At 40.6% G+C, this 15,812-nt stretch carries 13 protein-coding genes and 1 pseudogene; 10 read left to right on the forward strand and 4 right to left on the reverse strand.

Annotation, left to right across the window (positions count from 1 at the left end; genetic code table 11):
* The first annotated feature begins 73 nt into the window (after window positions 1–73).
* The 8 genes and pseudogenes from BWD47_RS09775 (at window position 74) to BWD47_RS09810 (ending at window position 9,032) form a co-directional block, all read left to right on the forward strand.
* Window positions 74–724 carry a glutathione S-transferase family protein gene (locus BWD47_RS09775; protein WP_075593887.1) on the forward strand — a complete coding sequence of 217 codons (651 nt, stop codon included), beginning with the start codon at window positions 74–76 and terminating at the stop codon, window positions 722–724.
* A 187-nt stretch (window positions 725–911) separates the two neighbouring features.
* A complete protein-coding gene (locus tag BWD47_RS09780) occupies window positions 912–2,072 on the forward strand; it encodes a GGDEF domain-containing protein (protein WP_051501806.1) in 1,161 nt (386 codons plus the stop codon).
* A gap of 973 nt (window positions 2,073–3,045) precedes the next feature.
* A pseudogene (locus tag BWD47_RS09785) lies at window positions 3,046–4,635 on the forward strand (HD-GYP domain-containing protein); the annotation flags it as partial.
* Between the two features lie 101 nt (window positions 4,636–4,736).
* Entirely contained in the window at window positions 4,737–5,291 is a 555-nt protein-coding gene (locus tag BWD47_RS09790; protein ID WP_036969921.1) for an elongation factor P hydroxylase, read from the forward strand.
* Complete coding sequence (locus BWD47_RS09795) at window positions 5,281–6,423, forward strand: ATP-NAD kinase family protein (protein ID WP_075593888.1); 1,143 nt, start codon at window positions 5,281–5,283, stop codon at window positions 6,421–6,423. The genes BWD47_RS09790 and BWD47_RS09795 overlap by 11 nt, the downstream gene beginning before the upstream one ends.
* A gap of 2 nt (window positions 6,424–6,425) precedes the next feature.
* The gene (locus tag BWD47_RS09800) at window positions 6,426–6,701 is read left to right on the forward strand and encodes a YfcL family protein (RefSeq protein WP_036969913.1); all 276 of its coding nucleotides are present in this window, start codon (window positions 6,426–6,428) and stop codon (window positions 6,699–6,701) included.
* A gap of 148 nt (window positions 6,702–6,849) precedes the next feature.
* Window positions 6,850–8,406 carry an AbgT family transporter gene (locus BWD47_RS09805; RefSeq protein ID WP_065978787.1) on the forward strand — a complete coding sequence of 519 codons (1,557 nt, stop codon included), beginning with the start codon at window positions 6,850–6,852 and terminating at the stop codon, window positions 8,404–8,406.
* A gap of 77 nt (window positions 8,407–8,483) precedes the next feature.
* Window positions 8,484–9,032 carry a hypothetical protein gene (locus BWD47_RS09810; RefSeq protein WP_075593889.1) on the forward strand — a complete coding sequence of 183 codons (549 nt, stop codon included), beginning with the start codon at window positions 8,484–8,486 and terminating at the stop codon, window positions 9,030–9,032.
* Window positions 9,033–9,129: 97 nt separating this feature from the next.
* Here BWD47_RS09810 and BWD47_RS09815 read toward each other — a convergent pair whose 3' ends face one another.
* The 3 genes from BWD47_RS09815 to BWD47_RS09825 all read right to left on the reverse strand — a co-directional run bounded on the left by BWD47_RS09815 (window position 9,130) and on the right by BWD47_RS09825 (window position 11,967).
* Window positions 9,130–10,959, reverse strand: coding sequence for a DEAD/DEAH box helicase (locus BWD47_RS09815; RefSeq protein WP_036969910.1), 1,830 nt, complete (start codon window positions 10,957–10,959; stop codon window positions 9,130–9,132).
* A 147-nt stretch (window positions 10,960–11,106) separates the two neighbouring features.
* A complete protein-coding gene (locus tag BWD47_RS09820) occupies window positions 11,107–11,370 on the reverse strand; it encodes a GrxA family glutaredoxin (protein WP_036969909.1) in 264 nt (87 codons plus the stop codon).
* Between the two features lie 117 nt (window positions 11,371–11,487).
* Window positions 11,488–11,967, reverse strand: a complete 480-nt coding sequence (locus BWD47_RS09825) for a TlpA disulfide reductase family protein (protein ID WP_256719329.1) — start codon at window positions 11,965–11,967, stop codon at window positions 11,488–11,490.
* Window positions 11,968–12,274: 307 nt separating this feature from the next.
* On the opposite strand from BWD47_RS09825, the gene BWD47_RS09830 reads away from it, so the two are divergent.
* A complete protein-coding gene (locus BWD47_RS09830) occupies window positions 12,275–12,721 on the forward strand; it encodes an Hsp20 family protein (RefSeq protein WP_036971655.1) in 447 nt (148 codons plus the stop codon).
* Window positions 12,722–12,793: 72 nt separating this feature from the next.
* Here the strand turns inward: BWD47_RS09830 and BWD47_RS09835 are convergent, their stop codons facing one another.
* Window positions 12,794–14,353: a cryptochrome/photolyase family protein gene (locus BWD47_RS09835; protein WP_075593891.1), complete on the reverse strand. Its 1,560-nt coding sequence runs from the start codon at window positions 14,351–14,353 to the stop codon at window positions 12,794–12,796.
* A 110-nt stretch (window positions 14,354–14,463) separates the two neighbouring features.
* Here BWD47_RS09835 and BWD47_RS09840 point away from each other — a divergent pair, with 110 nt between their 5' ends.
* Complete coding sequence (locus BWD47_RS09840) at window positions 14,464–15,243, forward strand: DUF4124 domain-containing protein (protein WP_075593892.1); 780 nt, start codon at window positions 14,464–14,466, stop codon at window positions 15,241–15,243.
* Window positions 15,244–15,812: the final 569 nt, after the last annotated feature.

The raw sequence follows: 15,812 nt of genomic DNA on the forward strand, positions 1-15,812 counted from the left end.
TAAAAACAATTGGCGAGTAATTCGCCTTTTGCTGCTCTATAGTGGTATTAATCTAATCGTTAAGGGATGAAAAATGCAATTATTTATTGGTAATAAAAATTATTCGAGTTGGTCATTAAGAACGTGGTATTTATTAAGTAAATTCAATATATCATTTACCGAGCAGCAACTTGTTTTAGATACCCCAGACTTTTATGACAGATTAAAAACGAAATTTCCTGTACAAAAAGTCCCTGCATTAATCGACGGTGATTTAGCAGTGTGGGATTCACTCGCGATTTGTGAATACATCAACGATGCTTATCTAAATGGCAGAGCATGGCCTGAAAACTTAAATAAAAGAGCTCACGCAAGAAGTGTGGCTGCAGAAATGCATAGTGGCTTTCTCGCACTCAGAAATGAAATGCCCATGAATATTCGAGCTAAAAGACATGTTGAGCTGTCAGAACACGCAAAGAAAGACATTGCGCGCATTGATGAGATATTTTCGATGCGACCACAATCGTCGTCCAATACATGGCTGTATGGTGAGTTTTCAATTGTTGATGCGATGTTTGCGCCCGTGGTACTGCGCTTTAAAACTTACCAAGTAACATTATCAAGCCCTGCACAAGCTTATTGTGACCAGGTACTATCGTGTCCTGTTTTGAATAATTGGATTGCACATGCACTGCAAGAAACAGATATTGTTACAAGTGATGAGGCAGGAGAGGATATTATTTAATCACCGCGCACAAAGCGATAATTTTATGCTTTGTGCCATTTTCGCAACTTTGTGTTGGTGCATGTGTGTAATTTATATACAAAAGAACGAGTTTAATTGTAAGCTCTTCACTCTATAATGGAACGGTTGCTCTTTATTTAAACACCTCATTACTCGCCTTTTTCCGTTCCTGCGTAGGTATATAATTATGAGCACATTCGGTGCAAAGTTATTAAATCAAGATATGTCAATTGCACGCTACTTTTGTCGGTTCAACTCTATGCAAGTTGAGCAAGCATTTACTCAAAGTAAGCTTGAGCAAGATAAAAAAACTGCACAGTTTCTTGCCTGTATCACCGCCATTATGATTATGCTGGTGACCTATTCCGATAAAATGATAATTCAACCCAGCTTTTGGCCCGGTATTGCATTATTTAGCCGGACTATTTCTGTTGCAGTTTGTGTGATCACTGCACTTGGGGTGTGCTATATCCGGACGCCACAGCAATTATCGCAGGCGGTGGCTGCGTTTATGACATTCTTATTTTTTAGTATGCAATTTATGGTGTTCACCTTTGAGCGCCATTATGTCCTGCATATGTTTTTTGATGTGATTATTTTGATCACTATGTATTTCTCTACTTTATTGTCATTAAAGAATGCCACCTTAATCGGTGTGTCTTACAGTGCATTTGCAATTACCGTTATTTATTTTAATAAAGATGTAAGTAGCCATACTTTTTATATGGTTGGGTTGGCACATGTATCCGCTAATTTTGCAGGGGTCGTTATGTCGGCTCATGAGCATTTAATGCGTCGGCAGCTTTTTGTTCGTAACACTCAGCTAAGTCAACTTGCAGATGAAATGAAAAGACAGGCATTTAAAGATGCGCTCACACAGCTGCCTAACCGGCGTGCGTTTGATAATAATTATGAGGGATATCAAAAATTAATTAAGCAGCAAAATAAAACGAAACATGTGTGTGTCGTTTTAGCTGATATTGATTACTTTAAACGCGTAAACGATACCCATGGACATGAAATGGGGGATACCGTGCTTAAGCACTTTTCGACTTTTTTAACGAACTCTCTGCGCAGTGCTGATGATGTCTATCGATTTGGTGGTGAAGAGTTTGTCATTGTACTGCCGCTTTGTTCATTAAAAGATGCCACTGCGCTTATAAACGGCATGATAGCAAGGTTAAATGCCGAGGAGTTTAAATTAGGTAGTTGCTCTTTATCGATACAAGCAAGTTTTGGTCTGACCATCATGCGTGAGGAGCAGCAAAAATCAGTGATATCACGAGCTGATTTGGCTTTGTATCAAGCTAAGGAAGGCGGAAGAAATCAATTGGTTATTAAAATTTAATCGATACCAAGGTGCGTTTAATTTAGTCAATAAATTGTAATTATCCAAAGATACTTGTATATATTATCTGTACTTCTTTTTTCTTATATTCATTCAATAAAGAGAGCATGCAAGGAGATGCATAATGCTATCACGCCATAAAAAAGGCTATAAAATATCAATTAGAGCGAGTGTTCTCTTAGTCTTTGCGCTTGCCAGTCTTTTAACGGGAATTGTGGCGATTAGCTTGCATTATTACTTCAGCGAAAAGTTAGTATTGCACACCAAAGCTCAGCAATTTAAGCAAACAAGCCAGCAGATTGCTGATCATATCACACGTATAAATCAGCGTGCAGATAACACCCTCAGCGTGATGGTTCATGACACACGCCTATTTTCACAAAGCCAAGGTAACTATGAGATTTTTCGAAATGTACTCATAGAGGTGCTTAGTCGCCACACAGATTTTTATTCACTTATTTTAGGGCGTGCGAATGGTGATTTTCTCCAAGTTATTAATCTAAAAGGGTATGCAAATTTACCCGCCAGCTTGAATATAAAAGATGAGTATAAATGGCTGGTCATTAAAGTATCGGGGGAAGGTGAAGAGCGTCGTAAGTCGATGTTATTTTTAGACTCACAACTGACAGTCCGTAAAGCAGAAGAACAACAAACCGATTTTGATCCACGAACGCGAATATGGTTTCAAGACGCAGAAAGTGGGGTTGTTACCAAATCTGAACCGTACATGTTTAATGTTTACCACGTACCGGGTTATACCTATTCGATTAAGTCAGATGATACCGGCGATGTGCTTGCGGTGGATATAGCAAGTTCGAGTTTAAGTGCGTATTTAACTGAGCAACAGACTAAAATGCAGTTTTTGGTTTCCGCCGAAATGTATGTCTATCAGGGCAGTGGTGACATTATTGCCAGCAGTAGAACGCAAAGCCATCAGCATACCTTTGATGATTTATCAGCGCTTATTAAGCTTGATGACCAAAAAACAGGCCTTGCAAATAAGCGTCATCAGTTTGGCAAAATGCTGGATGTACATGAAAATGGGATAGAAAAATACATGTTTGTCGTGCCCTTACCATTAAGCGGTGACATGCAAGCTGACAATGACGATTTCTTCACTGTATTGGTAGCAAAAGAAGATGTACTTGCGGTCATTCGCGAGAAAATTCGGATTTCTATTTTAATAACGAGTTTATGTTTATTACTGCTACTGCCAATATCGTGGTTTTTTGCATCATCAATTGTGAATCCAATTTTAAAGCTTGTTGGTGAGAACAAAAAAATTCAGCAGCGCGAGTATAAAAATGTGTCTACTCTGTCAAGTAGCATTCTCGAAATTCATTATTTAGCCAATTCAATGGTTGATATGAGCCGCTCTATAGAGAAACACGAAAACTCACAAAAAGCACTCATGGAATCGTTTGTTGAACTTATAGCCCAAGCGATTGATGATAAATCACCTTATACAGCAGGGCATTGCGAACGTGTCCCTGAGCTTGGCATTTGGCTTGCAAATGCTGCATCTGATTCAACAGATCCCGCCTTTGCAGAGTTTGCATTTGAAAACGAAGATGAAAAACGTGAGTTTAGACTGGCAGCGTGGTTACATGACTGTGGTAAAATTACCACGCCAGAACACATTGTAGACAAAGGCACCAAACTAGAAACCATTTATAATCGTATTCATGAAATCCGTACACGTTTTGAAGTGTTGCTGCGCGACGCTAAAATAAACTACTACGAAAAGCTGCTTGAAAACCCAACACACGAGGAGACACTGCAACAGCAGTTAGACGCTGAAACAGACAAATTACATGCTGACTTTGCTTTCATTGCTACTTGCAATGTGGGAAGTGAATTTATGGATGATGAGCAGCTTGCACGCTTAAAAGACGTTGCGTGTATTAAGTGGCATCGGCATTTCGATGCAACGCTTGGTTTATCGCCTCTAGAAGAAATGCGCTTTGCAGATTTAAAGGGGCAATCTTTACCTGTTGAAGAAACGCTGTTAAGTGATAAACCCAGTGACCTAATTACGCACCACAAGGCTGTGGAATACGATGCTAATTTAGGTATAAAAATGTCGGTTCCTGAATACAAGTATAATTTAGGTGAGTTATATAACTTACAAATTAGAAGTGGAACACTTACCGCAGAAGACCGATTTAAAATTAATGAACACGTTATCAGCACGATTCGTATGCTTAATAATGTGCCATTCCCTGAAGAGCTAGCCCGTGTGCCGCGCTATGCATCGACCCACCACGAAACCTTAAAAGGCACGGGGTATCCGCGTAAATTATCAGCGGATGACTTATCGATACCTGAACGAGTGTTAGTACTTGCTGATATTTTTGAAGCACTCACTGCAGCAGATAGGCCATATAAAAAGGCCAAACCATTGAGTGTTGCTATTGATATTTTAGCTAAAATGGTCGATGACGATCATATTGATCGTGACGTATTTAAACTGTTTTTAAGTTCAGGCATTTACCTTGAATACGCAAAACGCTATTTGAGCCCTGAACAAATAGATAACGTCGATATCGCAAAATACCTCTAACCGAGAGGGGTTGTTTTTACTTTAGGCTGAAAAGTCCGTACAATTCGCCTCGTTTTTGGTGCGTTGTTGTAACGCTTTTAACGAGATGAATGTAAGCCAGTATGCATCAGATTGCCGATTTAATCGCTATTTTTGACAGCACTTTTTATCAAAGCCATAACACGCGCTTAATTAAAGGTGCTGACGAGCCTATTTACCTGCCTGCAGATGAGCAAACGACTTATCATCAAATTGTCTTTGCGCATGGTTTTTACGCCAGTGCACTCCACGAAATTGCCCATTGGCTGGTGGCAGGTGAAAAACGCCGCTTACTGGAAGATTATGGCTATTGGTATTGTCCTGATGGTCGTGATAAACATCAGCAAGCTGAGTTTGAAGCGGTAGAAGTTAAACCCCAAGCAATAGAATGGGCGCTTAGCGCTGCGGCAGGCTTTGACTTTAATGTTTCGGTCGATAATTTAAATGGCGAACAAACGTGTCGTTTTGCTTTTCAGCAGCGTGTTCACCAGCACCTATTAAGTTTACTAGCGTCTGGTTTTAATCAACGAACTTACGCACTACTAAAAGCACTCAGTGATTTTTATAAGACCCCGTGGCCACTGACAAGTGCACAATTTGTATGGCAACATCCAGGAGAGTTATCTGATGCAGTTTAAGTTAGGTTTAATTGTAAACCCTGTTGCAGGGCTTGGTGGCAGTGTAGCTCTTAAAGGCAGTGATGGTGCTGATACAGCAGCGAAAGCCATGGCACTCGGCGCAGAACCCAAAGCAAATTTACGCACCCGTGCAGCACTTGAAGTATTACTTGCGTATCAAGACTCGCTCATTATATACACCGTTAATGGTGAAATGGGGGAGCGAACAGCCACCCAATTAGGCTTTAATACCCAGGTTATTTATCACAGTGGCGACGTTACGACGCCGGATGACACCGAGCAAGCTGCAAAGCGTCTCGTAGAACAAGGCGTAGACCTTATTTTATTTGCAGGCGGTGACGGAACAGCCCGAAATATTTGTCATGCTGTTGGCGACACTACACCCGTGTTGGGCATTCCCGCAGGCTGTAAAATTCATTCAGGTGTGTATGCTATTACCCCAAAAGCTGCGGGCCGAGTGGTTGAAATGCTTGTAAAAGGTGAGTTGGTGAGCTTAGGCGATGCAGACGTGATGGATATCGACGAAGCCGCATTTCGCGAAGGCACTGTAAAAGCAAAGCGGTATGGTGAAATGCAAGTGCCGAGCGAAGTACGTTACGTGCAAGCGGTTAAAAATGGTGGTAAAGAAACCGACGAGTTAGTGCTTGCTGATATTGCTGCTTATGTGGTGTCTGACATGGATGAAGAGACTTTATACGTCATGGGCAGTGGCTCAACAGTTGCTGCCATTATGGAAGAAATGGGCCTAGAGAATACCTTACTCGGTGTTGATTTAGTGGCAGACCAAGCGCTGATTGCTCAGGATTTAACTGCACAGCAATTACTGGAGCTAACACTCGGTAAACCGACTAAATTAGTGATCACCCTGATCGGTGGTCAGGGCCATATTTTTGGTCGTGGAAATCAACAGCTCAGTCCAGCACTTATTCGTGCTATCGGCCGCGATAATATTATTGTGGTCGCAACCAAAACAAAATTACAGGCCTTGAATGGCCGCCCATTGATTGCCGATACTGGCGACAGTGAGTTAGACGATGAATTAAGTGGTTATATTCGAGTAACCACAGGTTTCAATGACCATATAATGTATGCAGTAGGTCATCAAGATGGGCTGCACCCAGAGGAGAGATAACCATGAGTTTAGTAAATTATATTGATGCAGCGCAGCAATATTTTGATGATTTAGTTGATAAAGCAACCGATGATGAGTTATTTGCTGGTGGCTATTTACGAGGCCATTTTGATTTGGCGGTAGGGTATGCGCAAGTTGAAGAATTAAACTTATCAACCGACGAGCTTAATAACCAAGTCGAGTCGAGCCTGGTTAAAGCATACCGTAATGGGGAGCTTAACGAAGATGATAAAGCATTAGTGGTTCGTTTATGGGATGAAGTAAAAGCATTAGCCTAATCGGTGTTGATGTTATTTAAATAAGCGGCTTTGGCCGCTTTTTTTATATAGTTTAAGTACCCAAATCGGATAGCTTAGTTAACTTAAAATTTACCTCTTAACGCGGATGCGATAAGGTAAGCAAGAAATTTTTCTAGGGAATTCGAAAATGAATAATAACAATGATGTGCAGGCACCAAGCGGAGCAATCGCACGTTTTTTAAATACGATTGAAAGGGTAGGCAATAAGCTTCCTGATCCGGCCATTATCTTTTTAGTGGCCATGTTACTTATTTGGCTGCTGTCGTGGCTTTTTTCGGGCATGACATTTGACGCCATAGACCCACGAACAGGCGAGGCCATTGTTGTCCATAATTTGTTGGCGGGTGATTCCTTAGCCACCTTTTTATCGTCGATGGTAAAAACCTTTACAGGCTTTGCTCCTTTAGGTGTTGTGCTTGTTGCAATGTTAGGTGTTGGGGTTGCTGAGCATTCAGGCTTTATCAATACGGGCTTAAAGCTAATGCTAAAAGTCACTCCTAAGCAGCTATTGACCCCGTCTATTATTTTAGTGGCGATTGTTAGCCACACCGCAACTGATGCTGGCTACGTGTTAGTTATCCCGCTTGCTGGGGTTATTTTTTATGCGATGGGTCGTCATCCTCTTGCGGGTATTGCTGCGGCTTTTGCGGGCGTGAGTGGGGGCTTTAGTGCCAATTTCATTCCATCAGGTATCGATCCATTACTGCAAAGCTTTACCCAAAGTGCAGCCCAAATTATTAATCCTGATATGGCGATTAACCCGTTAAATAACTGGTTTTTCACCTCAGCTTCAAGCTTATTCATTATTTTATTAGGCTGGTACATTACCGATAAAATTATTGAACCACGCTTACAAAATACCCCACTTGATGGTGACACCGAAGACTTACCCGCTTTTGATGAAGCGCGTAGCGATGAAAAGCGTGCGTTTTATATTGCAAGCACAGTGATGGTAGCAGGCCTTGCTTTACTTTGGTTTGTATCCGCTCCCGCAGACTCAGCTATGCGCAGCCCCGATGGCTCACTGACTAACTTCCGTTCACCTTTGATGCAGTCTATCGTGCCACTAATTTTCCTACTGTTCTGGATACCTGGTGCAGTTTATGGCTTTGTGGTTGGCACGTTCAAAAGCTCTAAAGACATGATTGATGCCATGAGTAAAGCAATGGGCGGCATGGCGTATTATATTGTTATGGCGTTTTTCTGTGCGTTATTTATCGCGGCATTTAGTAAATCAAACCTTGGGGCATTACTGGCAATAGAAGGTGCACAGCTGTTAAAAGCCATGCAATTACCCAGTTCTGTAACCGTGATTGGTATTATTTTCTTAACTGCATTCGTAAACTTGTTTGTGGGTTCAAGCTCGGCAAAATGGGCATTACTTGGGCCTATTTTTGTGCCTATGTTAATGCAATTAGGCATATCGCCAGACTTAACCCAAGCAGCGTACCGTGTGGGTGATTCAAGCTCAAACATTATCACCCCGTTAATGCCTTACTTCCCATTGGTTGTCGTGTACTGCCAGAAGTATGTTAAAGGCACAGGTATCGGCACCTTAATTGCCATGATGCTGCCGTACTCTATCGCGTTCCTAATCGGCTGGAGTATCTTCTTACTAGCATATTGGGGCTTAGGCATCCCACTCGGCCTACAGTCAAGCTACGTGTACCCAGCGGGTTCATAACGATTAAGTAATAAAGCCTCAGCCATGCTGAGGCTTTTTCAATTTCTATTTATTTAGATTTCATATGGGAAATATAATTGAAACTTAAAATAGATATTAAATCATTACCTCAAGTTGAGTTTCGACCATATATGATTGAATGTGCATATGATTATTATATGGTAGCTAAAACTGCGTCGCATCAGAGAATGGGGCTTCAAAGTGTTTTATCGGTTTTATCTATCGAAATACTATTTAAAAGTTTTAATGCTCTTGCTGTAGGTAATATAAGTAAGCCAAATGAAACATATATCTTCGATAGAAAAAGTTTACCAAAGAAGTCTGATCCACATGATTTAATTATTCTATATCACTCATTACCTCTTGATATCGCAAAATTTTTAGTTAATAAAAATGAGCTTGAAATTCTAGAAAAATATAGAGAATCTTTTAAATCAAGCCGCTACATTTATGAGCCTAATGCTAGTAAATTACATAGGGACGACATAATCAAGCTAGCAGCAAAATTAATATGTTATGTAGTTTTCTTATATAAGGAGCAAGGGTGCAAAGATAGTTTTATTCAATATTTTAATGTTGATGAATTTTTCTTTAATGATGTCCAAAAGTTTCTAGGTGTTTATTAACTTAAGACTGAAAGTTTAGGCTGACAGCTTTACTTCAGACACAAAAAAACCTTGTCACTCTCATGACAAGGTTTTTTTAGTCGTTAGCTTTAAACGCTTAGTTTGCTGTGAAGCTTACTGGACGACGCTCTTTACGAGGGCCGCTACGTTTTTCACCACGGTCTTTGTCTTTGAAGCTACGCTTTTTATCACTGCGCTCACCTGCTGGGCGTTCGCTGCGCTCTGGGCGCTCAGAAGCGGCTTCAGCTTTGGTGAGTGTCATTCCCATTGGGCGTTTACAAATAAACACTTTTTGGAAGTGATCAAGCACATCTTTAGGCATGTTTTGCGGTAATTGTACCGTACTGTGACTGTCGTGCAGACGAATGTCACCAATAAACTTGCTTGAGATATCTGCTTCGTTAGCAATCGCACCAACGATATTTTTAACTTGTACACCGTGCTCACGACCTACTTCGATACGGTATGTATCCATAGGACCCATGCTGCGGCTGTTACGTTCACGCGGCTCACGCGGTTTACGTTCGCGAGCAGGGCGATCACCACGGTCAGCACGTTCGTTACGACGGCGATCACCACCGCGTTCTGTACGTTCGCCACGCGGTTGAACTTTAACTTCTTCAACCTTGATTGGTGATTGTTGCTGCGCTAAACACAGTAAGGCACCTGCTAAGTCTTCGAAGCTTAGTTCAAGCTTTTCAGCCATGTTGGCCGCTACTTGGTTAAAGAACGTGATGTCTTTATTTTCAAGTGCAATAGTCAACTTGTCTTGCAATGCTTTGATGCGTTTTTCTTCAACAACTTTCGCTGTTGGTAAATCTACTTGTGCAATTTCAGACTTCGTATGACGAATGATATTTTTAAGTAAATAACGCTCGTTGTGTTTTACGAAAAGAATCGCTTTACCTGAACGACCCGCACGACCTGTACGGCCAATACGGTGAACGTAGGCTTCAGAGTCTTGTGGAATATCGTAGTTAATTACCAAGCTTAAACGGTCAACATCTAGACCACGTGCTGCAACGTCGGTTGCAATTACGATATCAAGTAAACCACTTTTCAAACGCTCTACAGTGCGTTCACGTGCTTGTTGGTTCATGTCACCATTAAGTGGTGCGGCAGAGAAACCTTCGCGCTCAAGTAATTCAGCTAATTGTACTGTGTCATTACGTGTACGTACGAAAACAATCGCACCATCGTATTCTTCAGCTTCTAAGAAGCGCACGATCGCTTTGTTTTTGTGTACGTGTGCATTCCAAAATACTTGTTCAACAGTCGATACTGTTGAGTTACGCGCTGAAATATGAACTTGCTCAGGCTCGTTCATGTATTTGCTGCTGATATTTTGGATTTGCTTAGGCATGGTTGCAGAGAAAAGACATGTTTGCTTTTCACGCGGTGTTTTTTCCATGATGCTTTCTACATCATCAATGAAACCCATGCGTAACATTTCGTCCGCTTCATCAAGAACAAGGGCTTGTAAGCTCTCGAATTTGATTGTGCCACGGTTAATGTGGTCGATTAAGCGGCCTGGCGTTGCAACAATGATTTGCGCGCCACGACGAAGTGCACTTAATTGGATGCTGTAGCTTTGGCCACCATAAAGGGCTAAAACTTCTACACCACGAGTATGCTTAGCATATTGTTCGAATGCCTCAGCTACTTGGATCGCAAGTTCACGCGTAGGCGTTAGAACAAGGATCTGTGGCTGTTTCACAGACGGGTCAATATTATTTAGTAATGGCAGTGCAAATGCTGCTGTTTTACCTGTACCCGTTTGCGCTAGTCCCAGTACGTCCTTTCTTTCTAGCAATAACGGTATACATTGAGCTTGGATTTCAGATGGAGTCTTGTAACCTAGCTCTTCAACTGCTTTTAAAATTGCAGGAGAAAGATTTAAAGATTCAAACGTGACTGGTTCTGACATTAATACGCCTCAACGAATTTAAAGAGGCGCGCATTGTATAGGAAATACAATGCAATTGCTTGTATAAATTACAACTAATTTGTATGTGGTTGATGTTGGTCATAATTTAATCAGTTGTAATTTACCAAAATCAACCATGTTTACAATTTATTGATATAACCCTAAATTTTCTTTAGCGTATGCTTCGAATTCTGTGAAGCCACCAATGTGAGTTTGGTCAATAAAAATTTGTGGAACGGTTGGGCAAGGTTTGCCAGCAGACTTTTCTAAATCTGCTTTGCTGATACCTTCTTTAATAATATCGATGTAGCGAAATTTAAAATCCTCACGCTCGTTCGCTAGTTTTTCTGCTACGTCTTTTGCGCGTACACAGTATGGGCAGCCCTCACGGCCAAAAATTACAGTCAACATATCGCTCTCCTCGATGTAAGTGTGTTGGTCTAGTTATCATATTAACGAATTAGATTCATAAAAACAGTGCATAAAATCGATTACTCTATTCTGTTTTTTCTCTGAGTGCCTCTTAAGTCACTTACGTGTTCGTATGCGCAGCCCAAGTTCTGTGGAATACCCCATAGAATGAGCTGTAATCGCGAGTTGCTCATTAATAACATAATACGTTGGGTAGGCACTGACTTTGTAATCTTGTCCTGTATACCGCGTCCCTAATAAAACGGGCATCGTTAAGTCTAGTGAATCTGTAAACTGCGTTATCTCGTCAATATTTTCATAATCAAGGGCAATGGCAACCGCGTTCAGTTCGCCTTGTTGATAGGCTTTTTCGAGATTAGGCATACTGTAGCGACAAATACTGCACCAAGGGGCAAAAAAATACAGCACTGTGTTTGTGCCTTTTAAATCGGCAATGGTGACGCGTTGCTGTGGATTGTCGAGTGTCGCTAAATTGAAATAGGGGGCGGGAGTGTGGTCTGTTGGTAATAAATTTCGTTGCCGAAATAGCGTAACGGCATACAAGATGATAGCCATCAACAGCAGGTTTTTAGTCAAAGCGACTGTTTTTTTTAAAACTGAGGGTATTTTTTTCATTTTTATTTTGTACGTGCTTAGCCCTTTAAAATCAACTTATTCAGACCAGAATAAGCCTCAATAAATTTCAAAAAGAGAAAAAAATTGCAATTTTTTTTGTAAAAAATCTTGAAAAGATTTTGCTTGCCCATAAATCGTTTAGTGAGGACGCCTGATGGGTCCCAAACAAACCAAAGTAATTGAAATTTATATAATTAATTTAACTTTGTTAGCACTTGTTCAAAAGAAGAGGACTAACAAAATATCGCTTAAATATGAGGATATTATTATGCGTACAGTAGACTTATCACCACTTTATCGTTCATTCATTGGCTTCGATCATTTAGCATCATTAATGGATGCGGCAGCACGCACAGACAAGCAGCCAAGTTTTCCTCCATACAACATCGAAGCATTAGATAAAGACAAATACCGTATCACTATGGCCGTTGCCGGTTTTAGTGAAAGTGAACTGACCATTGAGTCAGAAAACAATACATTAAAAGTCAGCGGCACAAAAGCTGACAAAGAAGACAATGCAGAGCGTAAGTTTATCCATCAAGGAATTGCTGAGCGCAACTTTGAACGTAAGTTCCAACTAGGTGACCACGTTAAAGTACTCGGTGCAGACCTTGAAAATGGACTTTTAAGCATTGATTTACAGCGTGAAATTCCTGAAGCACTCAAACCACGTAAAATTGAAATTGGCAGTGGTAAATTGCTTGAGAATAAGTAATTAAGCTGTAATCAGCATTGTTTCCCCTTGTTATTTGTTAGAAGTAGGCCGCCTCATTTGAGGCGGCCTTTTTTATAATTTCTCTAAATTATCGACGCACCACTTTGCGCGTTTGAGAGTGGCTTGTTGCTGCGATTCGTCTTGTTTATACCAGGTGTTATAAATCATGCCTATACGCGGATTTTTGCTAAGCAATTGTTCGTGCTCTAACATGAAGTTCCAATATAAACTATTGAAAGGGCACGCATCATCGGTGGCTTTTTCTTTCACGTTGTAATGGCAATCCTTACAATAGTCACTCATTTTATTAATGTAATTACCACTTGCGGCATACGGTTTAGTGGCAATTAAGCCGCCGTCTGCAAATTGACTCATGCCGCGAGTGTTGGGCATTTCAACCCATTCGATAGCATCAATATAAATACCTAAATACCAAGCATCGACTTCATTTGGGTTTATGGCTGTAAGCAAACAAAAGTTACCCGTTATCATCAAACGTTGAATATGATGAGCATAGGCGGTGTCTAAACTTTGCTTAATTGCATGGTGCATACATTTCATTTTAGTGTTTGCGTGCCAAAAATAGTCGGGCAGGGCACGCTTTGCTTCAAGGGCATTTTTGTTGGCGTAGTCAGGCATATTTTGCCAGTAAATACCACGCACATATTCGCGCCAGCCCAGAATTTGTCTAATGAATCCTTCAACTTGGGCAATATCAATTTTTTGCTGCTGTTTTTCAAAAGCCTCAATCACGCGCTTAATAACCTGCATTGGGTGCAGCATTTTAGTGTTGAGAGCAAACGACAAGCGGCTGTGATATAGCGACCATTGGTGCTCAGATTGACAGGTCATCGCATCTTGAAATTGCCCAAAGTGAACTAACAAATGATCGCAAAAAAAATCAAGAAGCTGCTTTGCTTCATAACGTGTTGTTGGCCAAAGTATCGAATGATTGCACTCTCCAAATGTCGTTATGTTATGTTTTTTTATGCGTGAAAGAATGTCCTTAACATCGTGCCCAAAGCACAGTGGTTCAGGAATTGCGTTGAGATCATGTTGTTTTAACTTGTTTCTATTTTGTTGATCAAAGTTCCACTTGCCTCCGACCGGTTCATTGTTTTCGTCCATTAATATATTGAATCGTTTACGCATTGTGCGATAAAAGAATTCCATTTTTACATGCTTGTCTTTTTTAAAGTGTTGGCATATATCATTAAAGGGAAGTAAAAAATGCTCTGTGTCGTATGCGTTAATCGCACACTCACTGTTTTCTGAGAATGCCTGTAATTGCTGTTTGAGTCGGTATTCATCGGGATACTGGTATTCAATGCGTTTACATTGGTAGTGTTTCGCTAAACGAGTAAGAAGGGCGGGTAATGATTCGTCATCTTTTGTGTCATCTAAGGTAAGATGTAGCACATTAAACCCCGCGCTTTTGAGCGCCTTTGCAAAGTGTTCCATTGCTAAGAAAAAGGCGGCAATTTTTTGTGTATGATGTTTTACGTAATCGGTTTCTTGTTTTAGCTCAGCGATGACATAAAGAGTGGTGTGCTGATCTTCATCTTTATACCAGCTGTGGCTAGCATTGAGTTGATCGCCAAAAATAAATCGCAAAGTAGAGTAATGCACAATAGTAAACCCATGATAATTGATTTAAATTACTACGTAATACCGCTGAATTTAGATCGTGTTGGCCCACAACATGCTTACAGAAACACAGGATAAACAACAGGGACGATATTATGAAACCACGCTTCTTTACTTTATTTACACTGGTTTGTTTAGGGGTCACTTTGAGCAAGGCGGCCAACGCGGCAATTTATCAATGTGAAAAAAATGGCATTGTTGAGTTTAGCCAACAACCTTGCGGCAAAGATGCAAAGTTGATCACCGTTAAAGAGCAAAACCCCACATTATTAGGCTCGCCAAAACCTGTTTCTGAATCAAGCGATGTAACAGCAGAGATTGATAACTATATTCGATTAAAGCAAATAGACGCCAAAATTGCAGAACACAATAATAAAATAGACTCTTACTCAGAACGGATGAACAATGAAATTGCGGCATTAAGCAGTCAAGCCGATGCGCAACTGCACAATTTGGTCGGAGCAAAAAAAGAAGCCGCCATAGCTAAACAGATGTCTGCCGTTTCAGAACGTTATAATTTATTGATCAACAATGAGCAGCGTAATATAGACAGGTTAAGCACAGAAAAAAGCCAGTTAGTTTTGCAAAGTAACGATACAGAACAGAATGAAATTGACCATTTTATTCGTAGTGAACAGATTAAACGTGAAATCGCAGAGCACAAAGACAAAATTGACCGTTATCATGTTGAGCTAAATCAACAGATTAAGCGCCTTGAGCAACAAGCCTCTACCAGACCGACTAATCTAGTCGATGCGAGTAGCGACCAGGCTTTATCAGACAAAATGTCTGCGGTGACCAGTAAATTTAATACTCTCATTGCTGTTGAGCAGCGCCAAATCGATAGATTGAATAATGAACTTACTCAACATTAATTAGTGTCAGCCCTCAACTACGAACTAAGTCGAGTAGCGCAACGTGTATTGATTGAAATCACATTACTGTAAGCAAACAAATAGCTTTTAACAATGTTGGAAAATATACGAATTGCCTGTGACCACGCTTGTTTTAGGTGGCTGTTTAAGCCTCTTTGCTGGGACTCCAGCGTGTCGAAAAATGCGTCACACAAATGGTCTATATCGTGACTTGATACATTCAAAAAGCTTAGGTTGTTTGCTATATATTGAATGAAAGGCATCACCAAAGGTAAGTCATCAAGGTGTGACACAACCTTATTAAGCGCACAAAATAGTATATAGCTTCGTTTGCTTACACTCTCTTCGCTTGGCATCGTCATTGTTAGATTACGCTGGCTCAAATTGTGGTAAAAGGTGTGCGTAAATTGATGGAAATCAGGTTTTAGCAGTTCAACATTCTGTTGTAAAAGCCTTTTTTGAAAAATAGATAGACTCATAGGAAAATCGCTTAATAGCCAACACTATAGTTTGTTCTTCTTATAGTGTTAACTATAGACCTATTTTTCCGGAAATAGGAAATTTTATGA

The organism is Pseudoalteromonas sp. PAB 2.2 (genome assembly GCF_001938575.1).
GTDB lineage: Bacteria > Pseudomonadota > Gammaproteobacteria > Enterobacterales > Alteromonadaceae > Pseudoalteromonas > Pseudoalteromonas lipolytica.